Source organism: Nostoc sp. KVJ3 (assembly GCF_026127265.1).
In the GTDB taxonomy this organism is placed as follows: domain Bacteria; phylum Cyanobacteriota; class Cyanobacteriia; order Cyanobacteriales; family Nostocaceae; genus Nostoc.
The window spans coordinates 2,393,194-2,405,384 of the sequence record NZ_WWFG01000002.1 but is presented as its reverse complement, the minus strand read 5'-3'; the positions used below and the strand labels follow the sequence as shown (position 1 = coordinate 2,405,384).

The window sequence follows — 12,191 nt, the reverse complement described above, 5'->3', positions numbered from 1 at the left end:
GCTCGACAGTAATCATGAAACTTCAAGAGCTAAAAGCTAAAGTCTACGAATTAGCTGGAGTAAACAATACCAAACAACTCAAGGCAAAAAATCAGGAGATTAAGACGTTAGATATGCGTCTTAAAACCTCCTGGGAAAAAACTCTTGCTATTCTTCAAAAACCGCAAAGCGAATTTGAGGATTGGTTGGAAGATCCACCTGAAGAATACAAAGATATTTTTTCTGAAATTACAGAAGTCTCTCAAAAATATGATCGGAAATCAGCACAGACGAAACAGTTAGCACGAGAAGTATTGTCAGTAGCGAATAATCTTGAAGAACTAGCAGGGGAATATCAAGACGAAGCAGATCAAATAAAGCAAGAAATTGAAATAACTAGACGGATTTCAAAACAAGCCAGACTGAACTAATTTTGACATCAAAGAACAGATAAAAACTAGCTGCACCAGAACGAAAGCATTAGTTAGTAGCTTATTCTGTAGAAGGATTGCGTCTGGGCGCATTTGCATTCTTGGTGGGTTATGGAGAATAATCACAAATACAGCAGCTTTAGCCTCTTCGTGCGAGATTATAAATATAATATATGGCGATCGCAATTGATTTTGGTACTAGCAACACAGTCATTGCTCGTTGGAACCCCGTAACCCAGCAGCCTGAAACCCTGACTCTACCAGGCTTATCAATAAAACAAAGTCTCAATCCGCCACTGATTCCCAGCTTGGTTTATGTTGAAGACGCAGCCCAAAATCAAGTCTTAGTCGGGCAACAAGTACGCGATCGCGGTCTTGACCTCAAAGGCGAAACTAGATTTTTTCGCAGCTTCAAGCGGGGTATTGGTGCAGATATCCAAGGTTATTTACCGGAACTAGATGGGCAAATTGTCACCTTTGAACAAGTAGGGCAATGGTTCCTCACCAAAGTAATTGCAGAACTAGCGCCCTTACAAGGTGGATTAGATTCTCTCATATTAACCGTTCCCGTGGACAGTTTTGAAGCCTATCGTCACTGGCTGGGTCAAGTTTGTCAAGCCCTCCCCGTTGAACAGGTGCGGATGCTGGATGAACCCACAGCCGCCGCCTTGGGTTATGGTTTAGCAGATCAAGAAATTCTCTTGGTGATTGACTTCGGTGGTGGTACTTTGGATTTATCCCTTGTCCGGTTGGATCAAGGTGTGCAAGCAACCACAAAGCCTTTAGGATTTATCCTTAAATGGGGTAATAAGTCCTTGGCTGAAGATTCAAAACAAAAAGTCAAAACTGCCCGTGTCCTGGCGAAAGCTGGGCAAAATCTGGGCGGTACTGATATTGATAATTGGTTGGTAGATTACTTCGCCAAAACTCAAGAATTGGCGGTAAGTCCGTTGACAACAAGATTGGCTGAACGGGTGAAAATTCAGCTATCAACCCAAAATCAAGCTAGTGAAGTTTATTTTGATGATGAAACATTTGAAAGCTATGAATTGGAATTAAACCGCGACACTTTTGATAATATCCTCAAAGAACACGCATTTTTTGAGTTACTAGATGAGTCGATGGCAACACTGTTACAGCAAGCAAAACGCCAAGGGATAGAACTTCCTGATATTAATGCAGTTTTGTTAGTTGGTGGAACAGTGCAATTACCAGCAGTGCAGACATGGATAAAACAGTATTTTGAGCCAGAAAAAATCCGTTGCGAACGTCCCTTTGAAGCGATCGCTCAAGGTGCATTACAGTTAGCTCAAGGGATACAAATCAAAGACTTTCTCTACCATAGTTATGGTATCCGCTACTGGGATCGCCGCAATCAGCGTCACAAATGGCATTCTTTAATTAAAGCTGGACAGGCATACCCGATGAGTCAGCCAGTAGAATTAGTCTTAGGCGCTTCTTTAGAAAATCAGCCCAGCATTGAATTAATTATGGGAGAATTGGGAGCAGAGACAGGGAATACCGAAGTTTATTTTGATGGCGATCGCTTAATTACTCGCCGTCTAGATGGTAACGAAACCAGCGTTAAACCCCTCAACGATCAAGAAGGCGCGAGGACAATTGCCCAATTGACACCAACTGGATATCCTGGAAGCGATCGCATCAAAATTCTTTTTCAAGTTGATGAGCAACGCTTTTTGCGAATCACTGTTGAAGACTTGTTAACCAATGACACGCTTCTGGAGAATCAACTCGTGGCACAATTGAGCTAGATATAATGCACATCATCAGTCGTAAAAAGCTGCACGAATTTTGTCAAAAGTATGCTGACTCTTGTGATGCGCTTAACAACTGGTACAAAGCTGCAAAAGTGCATGGAATAATCTTGCCCAAGTGCAAGCAGTTTATATTTTAACAGTCCTAACTATTCAAAAGCTGACCGCAAAATTCGCAAACTACAGAGAAAGTTAGCACGACAACAAAAAGACTCAAAAAGGAGAAATAACACTCGCGTTAAAATTGCTAAATTACACAACCAAATTTCTGATACTAGAAAAGACTTTTTACATAAACTGTCAACCAAAATAGTTAACGACAACCAAGTAATTGTTTTGGAAGATTTAAATGTATCAGGGATGGTCAAAAACCGTAGGCTATCTAGGGTGATTAGCTTGCAAGGATGGCGAGAATTTAGAACTCAATGCGTTGCCAAATCAGAAAAACTTAATCGCGATTTTAGAGTAATAGATAGGTGGCAACCAACTAGCCAAGTATGCTCATACTGTGGTTTTCGTTGGGGAAAAATTGACCTTTCTGTTCGCTCAATACTTTGTTTGAGTTGCGGTACTGAGCAAGAAAGGGATGAAAACGCCTCTAGAAATATAGAAATGGTCGGTATGGGGTATCGGCACGACCTAAAACGGACAGGGAGTGACTGTAAGACTGTTTCGGCAGCGAGTTACCGTGAACTGTCAAGAATCACCGACCTTAAAGGTCGGTGAGTATGTCAATTATGCACCATTACTAAAGTTCCATAGCTAGCCCAATTGTAAAGATTGCGTGCTTGCTTAACAGGTAAATTCACGCAACCGTGACTGACAGGAGTTCCAAAACGATTATGCCAGTAAGCACCGTGGATAGCATAGCCTTCGTAAAAATACATTGTGTATGGAACGTCAGGAATATTGTAGCCCTTGCCTCGCATACGGTGAGTGCGATACTTAGAATTAATCCGAAATCTACCTATGGGTGTGGGAGTCGCTCGCTTACCTCCAGAAATGCGGTATGAATAAACAAGTTTTTTACCTTCCCATGCCCGTAACCGTTGCTCTGACAAGTCAATTTCAATCCAGCGAGGTTGAGATGTTTGCCTGATATAAGATTCAGATATGCCATTTTCATCGACTGATGAGGCTGTTGCTGTAGTCGAGTTGGGTGTACCTGCTAACGGTGGTGCCCAAGAAAATAAAGTCGCTACCACCAGCGCTACGCCTGTGCAAAAAGTTTTTGAAGAACGAATCCCACTACTGCGAATCCAGGATTGCATTATGCCTTACCTTGTAAAGTACGCAAAAATCATGAAGTGAAGTAATTTTCTGGAACCCTATAAATTTCCAGAGTGACTACTCGCTTCCTGTGGAGGATTTACGCAATTCATCCGCTAATGCTTTTTAAAACAATTCCTCAGCTAGCCCGCATCTAATTAGTCATTATTCATTCACTAATGACGAAGAAAAACTTTTACAAAATAAATCTGTAATTTAAATGCGTCAATGCAAACTTTTCCCAAATTCATATTTGCATTTGTAACTTAATGCAGGAATTGTCAGGATTTACGCTGATTGGTTGGGGGCAAACTGGATAATACCAAATTAGAAAATCGGTATTAATGCCCTTTTATATATTTTATTTCAAATTCGGTGATTCCGACTCCGAAGATTCCCAGCATAAAATATTGCTGGGAATCACTCAATTGTCTTGATTTGTTGTTATTAATGATTTAGGACTTACGCAAAAGGACACGCTGTAGGGGCAATTCATGAATTGCCCCTACCATAGAATAAGGGTTTTAGATATTGTTTGCGTAAGTCCTATGATTTTATCTAAATTGCCTTTTGGCTGCTTCACCTACTATTTTTGGATAACGACTGGTGTCCCTACTGATGCCCACTCAAATAGCCATTTTGCATGCTTAGGTGCGAGATTTATACAGCCGTGGCTGACTGGAGTACCAAATCTTTTATGCCAATAAGCACCGTGAATACCGTAGCTACCTTGGTAGTACATTACATAAGGAACGTCGTCAACATCGTAGTTTTCTCCCCGCATCCGCGTAGTTCTGAACTTGGATTGAATCTTAAAAGTACCAATAAGTGTAGGAGTAGATTTTTTGCCTGAAGAAATAGCACTTCCATAAACCACTCTGTCACCTTCCCAGGCGATTAATCGTTGCTTGGAAAGATTAATTTGAATCCAGCGTTGATCCGATTGTTGTAATGTTTGGATTGTTTGGGCAATAATTTGATCTTTGGAAGTTGCCCAAACTTCTCTGGTTTCAGTAGTAGTAAAAACACTTAAGGACAGCGCTGTACCAGTCAGGAGTATTGTTAAGCGACGCACCCAGTCAGAATAAATCAGTCTTTTCATTTTAGATACACTCACACTCAAATCACCACGTTTTGAGAAACTTATCAGGTTTCACTTTTATTTCCCGTTCTGTTACTTTAATAGACAGGAATTTTTGATGATTTGATTCTAATTTAGCCTAACTGTTGGATGAGGTTTTTTGCCCCAGATGCGATCGCTTGCCAATTTCCCTCTGTGACAAGCTTTTTGGGAAATAATTCACCGCTCAAACCGACAGCGATCGCTCCGGCTTGCAAAAATTCTTTGGCATTTTCTAGAGTCACGCCGCCTGTAGGAATTAAGGGAATTTGACCCAGTGGCCCTTGTAAACTTTTGATATAATCAGCCCCTCCTAATGCTTGCACGGGAAATACTTTTACACAACTAGCACCCTGACTCCAGGCGGTAACAATTTCTGTGGGAGTCATAGCTCCTGGGATGATGGGTATATCTTGTTTTATGGCGGCTTGAATCATTACTAGATCGATGTGGGGTGTAAAGAGGAATTGCGCCCCTGATGCGATCGCTTCTTGTAGCTGCTGGACATTGAATAGCGTACCAGTGCCAATAGTACAAGCTGGTAATTGCGAACGTAGTTGACCGATCAATTCCCCGGCGCGATCGCTATTCCAGGTAATTTCAATCAACTGTATTCCCCCAGATGCTACAGCCATTGCCATTTGCTGTCCCAATTCCATTTTCGGGGCGCGGATGACTGCGATCGCTCGATGTTTTTGCAACTGTGATAACCAAATCTGATTAGACATTTTGACTTTTTAACGAATAAAGGGGTTAGAATCCCCATCACAAAACATAGTTACGAATTATTTAACCCACGGAGGTGGGTTTTGTTTGTATGGACACGGTTTCTAACCGCCCATTTCGTGTTCAGTTGACTTTTGGAGTCCAATACAGACTTAACCCTATCTGCAAGAGCAAATACTCTCTATTCTGAAGATATGCAAAATGGGTTAATAGTAATTAGCCAATTATGAATGGGTTTAAAAAAGGCTAGAAACTGCATCTAAGCTGTCTCTAGCCTTTATTTAGTAAATGGGCAGTACCAGACTCGAACTGATGACATCCTGCTTGTAAGGCAGGCGCTCTACCAACTGAGCTAACCGCCCTTTTGACCAATCCTTATCTAATATAGCAGACCATTTGGGATTGCGCTAGTAGTTTCAAGAAAATCTTTTTTTCTCTTATACTGACTCAGTATTCAGTTACTCAGCACGGGCTAAACGCCCCGCTATTCGCGTACAGGATTTAGGATGCCCTCTGGTCGGACGCACGATCGCATTACTATGTATGCTCTGCCATTGGTGGCGGGCGTTACTTTCTGGCAGACTCACAGTAGCAATGCGACTTTGTTAGTTGCAGGTGGGTTTCTCTTTGGAGGGCTGATGTTTGGCCCTGATTTGGATATTTACTCTGTGCAATTTCAACGCTGGGGTTTCTTGCGCTGGATTTGGCTACCTTATCAAAAAAGTCTGCGGCATCGTTCTTTTTTATCCCACGGGCCGATTATTGGCACGATCTTGCGGATACTTTATTTGGGGTGTTTGCTAGGGATTTTGGCAATTTTTGTTTTAGCGATCGCCCAAAGGTTAGGGAATCTGAGTTTTACTTGGCAAGATTTGGGCGCAACTGTGGGGCGATCGCTTGTAAATAACAATACTGAATATATTGCCTTGTTTTTGGGGTTGGAACTTGGGGCGATGAGTCATTCTCTGAGCGATTGGAGTGGTTCGGCATACAAGCGCTTTCAAAAACAGGGGGTTCGGGGGTTGCTTCCTAGTGGCAAAATGAAGAAGCGGAAGGTGACAAGTCGCGGTCGTCGGCCGAGATTGAAGAAATAATTTTTTTAACGCAAAGGAACGCTGAGGGAAGCGCAAAGGTACGCAGAGGTATGGAAAATCAAAATGAGACTTTGGTGGCTTTGCAGGAGTTGATTGAGGTGGTGGCGAAGTTGCGATCGCCTGATGGGGGGTGTCCGTGGGATTTGGCGCAAACTGCTGAGACGCTTACGCCTTATGTGATTGAGGAAGCTTATGAGGTGGTGGATGCAATTAAGAGTGGCGATAAAGGAGCGATCGCAGAGGAGTTAGGGGATTTATTATTACAAGTGGTGTTGCAAGCCCAAATTGCTAGCGAATCTGGTCAGTTTTCTTTGAAGGAAATTACTCAGGGGATTTCTCAAAAGTTGATTCGCCGTCATCCTCATGTGTTTGGTGATGTGTCGGTGACAAGTGTGGATGAGGTGCGACAAAATTGGGAACAAATCAAAGCTGCGGAAAAAGGCGAACCATCCCCAGAGGCGCAAAAACTTAGTGCTAAACTCGGTCGTTATGGGCGTACTCTTCCCCCGTTGACAGCAGCGATGAAGATTTCTCAAAAGGCTGCGGCGATCGGGTTTGAATGGGAAAATATTCAGGGTGTTTGGGATAAGTTTCATGAAGAATTAGGGGAGTTTCAACAGGCTTTAGCTGAGGAAACACCCGCACGACAAGAAGCAGAGTTAGGTGATTTACTGTTTGCAGTTATTCAACTAGCCCGTTGGCATAATCTTGACCCTAGTACCGCTTTGCAAGGCACAAATCAACGATTTGTCCAGCGATTAGAAAAAATGGAGGCAGTTGTTGACCGTCCCCTTTCTGATTACAGTTTGGATGAGTTAGAAAAATTGTGGCAACAAGCAAAAGCTCAACTTGCTCAAGAAGAGAGTGGAGAATAGGGCATTGGGCATTGGGAAAGAGGAGGCAGAAATAAATTCTTTAATTTTGAGCATCAATGCCGCAGCCGTGAGCCATTTTGACATAATGAGGTTTTGTCGGGCGACACCAAATCCTATCGTTACCAGCAACAGGATTAGTTGCCAAAGATTGAGTATTGAGCGCTGTATCTGGCAATTTATTTTGGGGGTCTGTTTCTGGCAATAACAGGTAATTATCTTTCCCACCTCCATCAACAAATAAGCCTAATGTCAGCATCAACTCTCGCAAACCACTAACACCCTCTAACCGAGATTGTCCATAAGCTGGTTCTAATAAAGATAGATAAGTGTCATCGCCGTGCTTATCCCAGAAAACTCCGATACCGTTAATATCTCCGGTACCGAAGGTCATTAAGCTGCCGTTATACCAATCGTTTCCGGCACTATCTTCAAACCAGCCAATACTCCAGTCGCGGCCATTACCTAAACTTTGCATAATAATGCCTGTATAGCGATCGCTTCCCCCATCATCTTGATAAACTCCTACGCCAAAATGCGGCGAACTTCCCAGGCTGTACCATCCGGCATCATGGTAGTCATCACCCGCCTTGTCTACCAAAAAGCCCAAGCTATACCAGTAAGCTGTACCTTGACCGTAAACCTCACATTCGTAGCGGTCATTTCCTGCGCCATCGACTAGCATCCCTACACCCCCAGCCCAACTGTGACCTTCTGTATAGTCTGCACGTCTTCCCAAACCTGCACCTTGGATAAAATGAACGTGCCTTTTGGCTCCAAATGGGCCACCGTTTGGATATTTGTCTTCTAGTCCAATGTATTTATCGTCACCTACACTATCTAATAGCAGCCCCACTCCTTTAGTAAAACCATAGCCTTGACCGTACCTATAGAGAGAATAGCGATCGCTCCCTTCATTATCGATCAGCAGTCCTGAACCAAAAGTACCACTGCCTTGTAGATTGCTAATACCTTGATAAGTATCTTGACCTTGGGCATCATAGAGAATGCCAGTACCAAAAATACCTATGCCTTGACTGGCGTATTGTGCCTCATAACTATCATCACCTTGTAAATCTACCAGCAATCCGTAGCCGAAGATACCAGCCCCAAAGCTGGGAATTTTCCCCGGTGGGCTAGAGTAGCGGTCTTTGCCAGCTAAATCTAAGGTGACGCTGACACCATGAGCAATATTTTTAGTAGCAGCACCGCCAGAATAAGTATCATTACCGTCAATATCTACAATCAATAGGTAATCGTCAGGGGAATAGACTTGATCGCCTTTACCACTGAGAATAATTCGACCTTGGGGTGTGTCTATGCTGTAGTTGTAATTTCCTTGCAACAAATTAACTGGGATTTGGCTGATTTGACTTTGCATTTCACCAACAGCAGCAGCGATTAAAATTGCTCCTGTGTTGAGCATTTTAAAATCAACGTTGTCTAAAAGAGATTCAATTAACAGTACTTTTTCTGGACTAGCATCTTCTTGCTCTGCGGCTTCTTCCTCTACAGTTTTAACTGCGTAGTTAAATACTTCCGTGTAGGTGCGATCGGCATCTAGTTGTAATTTCGCTAGCGATCGCAACAATCCCACCTGTCTATAATGCAGTGCATCTGGTACTGTGAATAAAAACTGCGCTACCGCAGAACGTAATTGTGGTGGCAAAGCTTTGTATTCGCTAGTGTTAAAACTATCACCAGCCTGAGTGCTTAGTTTACCAAGAGCAACAGCTAAAGCATCATCACCTAGCTTTTGTACTTGCTGTTTGTATTTTGTCAGCAAATCTCTGTTTAATTGGGGACTCACACCCCCATCGATTCTTTTGTAGGCACTGGCCGCGAGTTGTGCTATGTCTGACTTAGCTGCTAGTAAATCTTGAGTAATGGTGCGGGTATAAGGACTGATTTTCCAAGGGTTATCGAAAAACACATCTAGCAACTTGACTCGATATTGATCACCGCCCCACAGATCCATGTCTTTCATCTCGAAGCGGACATCTTCTGGAGTTAACTTAGCAGCAGCTAGTGCTTGGCGAAATAGTTCTCCTTGTTCGCTTAAGTATCCTATAGTTGTGGCGTTAACTGGGGATAGATAAAATATAAGCAAACAAGTCAAGGTAAATTGAGCAATTGCCAGAAAAGACTTTGGTAGCGATCGCCCAAATTGTTGCACAATTTTTGGTATCACGAAAATTGTTCTAGATTGGGTAAATACCAAATTTTATACTCAAAAACTCCGCAATTGCCCAGAGAATAAAAACCTCCATATTCCCTTCTTCAATATTTTTGAGCATCAAACCAGCGATTTATCGCGTCTCTCCAACCCTCAAAATGGGTTTGACAGACCACTAGTACCGCAGGGCGGAATTAAAAATTAAAAATTAAAAATTAAAAACGAATACAGCATGAGGGTTTCATTGATTTGGAATGGGTGGTTTATTTCCGCCGCGCTGTACTAGGGAGTTTTGCATTGCGATCGCTCAAACTAACTTAAATCCCAATACAGTTCAGTTAAGCATTTTTTCCTTCTCTCTGTGTCGCGCCAGTTGCTTCAAGTCGGAGAACCCGCCCAACGCACTGGCAACTCTATTGCCTCTGTGGTTCGTTAAAAAAACTGACTTTGACAAAGAGTTTTAGCCTTAACTGAACCGTATTGACTTAAATCCAACTTTCGTCACTGCAATTTTGTCAAAGTTTAAATCCTAGCAGTATAAATTGTTAGCCAAAGTAAAAGACTAGAAAAACATAAGTTACTATGTCTTCCTAGTCTACGGTACGCATAAATCATTTTTAAGATTTTAAAATAATGACTGTAATAATACTTAGAATATTCTGATAGCGATGAAGTTGTTACACATTGTTTTCTCTGCGTTCCAATAATCATAGAATAAATGTTTTGAAGCAAGTCTTGCCTCACCCGATTAGAGTAATTATTCATTACCCAGATGGTTCACCCGATTGGAGGAGGACAATAAGCAACGATCGACTCAGATTGATAAGATGAAGAAAAGGTAAAGATTTTTGCTATGACTATTATTAACATTGCTACTCCCCTAATTGCGATCGCAGGGCAAACCCGCGAAGCTGCAAGTAAGCTGGCTATTCTCTCCACTGAGGCAAAAAATCAGGCGATTGTTGCGATCGCTCAGGCTTTAGAATCAGCTAGAGATGAAATTTTACAAGCAAATATTGCTGATTGTAAAGCTGCTGATGCGGAAGGGATTCCCAAACCACTTTATAAGCGCTTGGAGTTGGATGAACATAAATTAAGAGATGCGATCGCAGGGGTACGAGATGTAGGTAAGCTAGACGATCCAGTAGGTAAAGTCCAAATTCACCGCGAACTTGACACAGGTTTGACTCTCAAACGAATTACTTGTCCTTTAGGAGTTTTAGGGATTATTTTTGAAGCACGTCCAGAAGCGGCGATTCAAATTGTCTCTCTGGCTATCAAATCAGGAAATGGTGTAATCCTCAAATGTGGAAAGGAAGCGGTGCGTTCTTGCGAAGCGATAGTCAAGGCAATTAAACAAGGCTTATCTTATACTGCTGTTAATCCTGATGCGGTACAGTTGCTAACAACTAGAGAACAAACTGTAGAACTTTTGAAATTAGATAAATATGTGGATTTAATTATTCCTAGAGGTTCTAATTCTTTTGTCAGATTTGTACAGGAAAATACACGGATTCCTGTACTAGGTCACGCCGATGGGATTTGTCATCTTTATATAGATAAATCCGCCGATATTTCTAAAGCAGTTCCGATTACGGTTGATGCCAAAGCACAATATCCGGCTGTTTGTAATGCAATTGAAACTTTGCTAGTTCACCAGTCTATTGCTACCGAGTTTTTACCAAAAGTTGCCGATGCTTTGCAAGCCCGCCATGTAGAATTAAGAGGCGATAAGCGCACTTTAGAAATTTTGCCTAATATTGTAGCAGCAACAGATATAGACTGGGAAACAGAATATAGCGATTTTATTTTGTCGATTAAAATTGTAGACTCTGTAGAAGGTGCGATCGCTCATATTAACGAATATGGTTCTCGTCATACTGATGCGATTATTTCTGAAGATTTAACGTCTGTTGAAACTTTCTTGGGACTTGTTAATTCAGCCAATATATTCCATAATTGTTCTACCCGATTTGCTGATGGCTTCCGCTATGGTTTCGGTGCAGAAGTAGGGGTTAGTACGCAACAAATGTCTCCCCGCGGCCCAGTTGGTTTAGAAGGATTAGTAACATACAAATATCAAATTGCTGGCGATGGTCATATTGTAGCCACTTACATTGGGGCGAATGCTAAAGCCTTTACTCATAAGGATTTATAGCTTTCTTAGTCATCTGATAGCGGTTCCCATTCCAATACTGCGTAGGTTTTGGAATTTCTTGGTTGAGGCAAGCTGTTCTTGAGCAGGGGGAGAAATGGAGGCAGGGGAGGAGTTTGGCCTCCCCTGCTTATCCGAGCAGTATTGGTTCCCATTCAGATGCAGTGCAACATTAGACCTCTTGCATGAATCAAAAGCCCTCACCCTAAATCCCTCTCCCAATATTGGGAGAGGGACTTTGAAATTTCCCTCCTTCTCCCAAATTTGGGAGAAGGTTTTTGCACATTTGGGATGCTCCCTTTTCTTGTGGGATGGGTATCCTCACCTGTCTCATATTCAGGATAGGTAGGATGCCCACCACAGAAGAGGGATAATTTATTTTTTGGAAATCCCTAAAGTAAAAGCACCCACATTACCAGGATGGTATATGAGCGCTAATAAATTAAGACATTATTGAGGATAATCTATCTGCTATGACAGACCGAAGTAACTATAAGAATAGCAGGTGGTGGGTAAATAAACTGCAAGGGTAGTTACAAATGTTTTGTTAAAAATATTACTTACTGTAAGATATTGTTTATTTTGCTAAAATGT

At 42.1% G+C, this 12,191-nt stretch carries 10 protein-coding genes, 1 tRNA gene and 1 pseudogene; 7 read left to right on the top strand and 5 right to left on the bottom strand.

The annotated features are described in order from the left end of the window. Positions 1 to 14 precede the first annotated feature (14 nt). The 3 genes and pseudogenes from GTQ43_RS26270 to GTQ43_RS26260 all read left to right on the top strand — a co-directional run. The gene (locus tag GTQ43_RS26270; protein ID WP_265275627.1) at positions 15 to 410 is read left to right on the top strand and encodes a hypothetical protein; all 396 of its coding nucleotides are present in this window, start codon (positions 15 to 17) and stop codon (positions 408 to 410) included. A gap of 173 nt (positions 411 to 583) precedes the next feature. After that, positions 584 to 2,182: an Hsp70 family protein gene (locus GTQ43_RS26265; protein ID WP_265275626.1), complete on the top strand. Its 1,599-nt coding sequence runs from the start codon at positions 584 to 586 to the stop codon at positions 2,180 to 2,182. Between the two features lie 156 nt (positions 2,183 to 2,338). Beyond that, positions 2,339 to 2,911: pseudogene (locus GTQ43_RS26260) on the top strand (RNA-guided endonuclease InsQ/TnpB family protein); the annotation flags it as partial. Between the two features lie 5 nt (positions 2,912 to 2,916). On the opposite strand, the gene GTQ43_RS26255 reads toward GTQ43_RS26260, so the two are convergent. The 4 genes from GTQ43_RS26255 to GTQ43_RS26240 all read right to left on the bottom strand — a co-directional run bounded on the left by GTQ43_RS26255 (position 2,917) and on the right by GTQ43_RS26240 (position 5,662). Then, positions 2,917 to 3,456, bottom strand: coding sequence for a L,D-transpeptidase (locus GTQ43_RS26255; protein ID WP_265275624.1), 540 nt, complete (start codon positions 3,454 to 3,456; stop codon positions 2,917 to 2,919). Positions 3,457 to 4,040: 584 nt separating this feature from the next. Next, entirely contained in the window at positions 4,041 to 4,556 is a 516-nt protein-coding gene (locus GTQ43_RS26250; RefSeq protein ID WP_265275623.1) for a L,D-transpeptidase, read from the bottom strand. 113 nt (positions 4,557 to 4,669) lie between these two features. Beyond that, positions 4,670 to 5,302 (bottom strand): bifunctional 4-hydroxy-2-oxoglutarate aldolase/2-dehydro-3-deoxy-phosphogluconate aldolase, encoded by a 633-nt coding sequence (locus tag GTQ43_RS26245; protein WP_265275622.1) that lies wholly within the window; start codon positions 5,300 to 5,302, stop codon positions 4,670 to 4,672. A 287-nt stretch (positions 5,303 to 5,589) separates the two neighbouring features. Continuing rightward, positions 5,590 to 5,662, bottom strand: a tRNA-Val gene (locus tag GTQ43_RS26240). Between the two features lie 144 nt (positions 5,663 to 5,806). Between GTQ43_RS26240 and GTQ43_RS26235 the strand changes: the two genes are divergently transcribed. Together GTQ43_RS26235 and mazG are read left to right on the top strand one after the other, a co-directional pair. Continuing rightward, complete coding sequence (locus GTQ43_RS26235; RefSeq protein ID WP_265275621.1) at positions 5,807 to 6,394, top strand: metal-binding protein; 588 nt, start codon at positions 5,807 to 5,809, stop codon at positions 6,392 to 6,394. 50 nt (positions 6,395 to 6,444) lie between these two features. Further along, positions 6,445 to 7,269: a nucleoside triphosphate pyrophosphohydrolase gene (gene mazG, locus GTQ43_RS26230; protein WP_265275620.1), complete on the top strand. Its 825-nt coding sequence runs from the start codon at positions 6,445 to 6,447 to the stop codon at positions 7,267 to 7,269. A gap of 40 nt (positions 7,270 to 7,309) precedes the next feature. On the opposite strand, the gene GTQ43_RS26225 is transcribed toward mazG, so the two are convergent. Then, positions 7,310 to 9,457 (bottom strand): hypothetical protein, encoded by a 2,148-nt coding sequence (locus tag GTQ43_RS26225; RefSeq protein ID WP_265275619.1) that lies wholly within the window; start codon positions 9,455 to 9,457, stop codon positions 7,310 to 7,312. 239 nt (positions 9,458 to 9,696) lie between these two features. Between GTQ43_RS26225 and GTQ43_RS26220 the strand changes: the two genes are divergently transcribed. Together GTQ43_RS26220 and GTQ43_RS26215 are read left to right on the top strand one after the other, a co-directional pair. Then, entirely contained in the window at positions 9,697 to 9,906 is a 210-nt protein-coding gene (locus tag GTQ43_RS26220) for a hypothetical protein (protein ID WP_265275618.1), read from the top strand. A 389-nt stretch (positions 9,907 to 10,295) separates the two neighbouring features. Continuing rightward, positions 10,296 to 11,600 carry a glutamate-5-semialdehyde dehydrogenase gene (locus tag GTQ43_RS26215; RefSeq protein ID WP_265275617.1) on the top strand — a complete coding sequence of 435 codons (1,305 nt, stop codon included), beginning with the start codon at positions 10,296 to 10,298 and terminating at the stop codon, positions 11,598 to 11,600. Positions 11,601 to 12,191 lie beyond the last annotated feature (591 nt).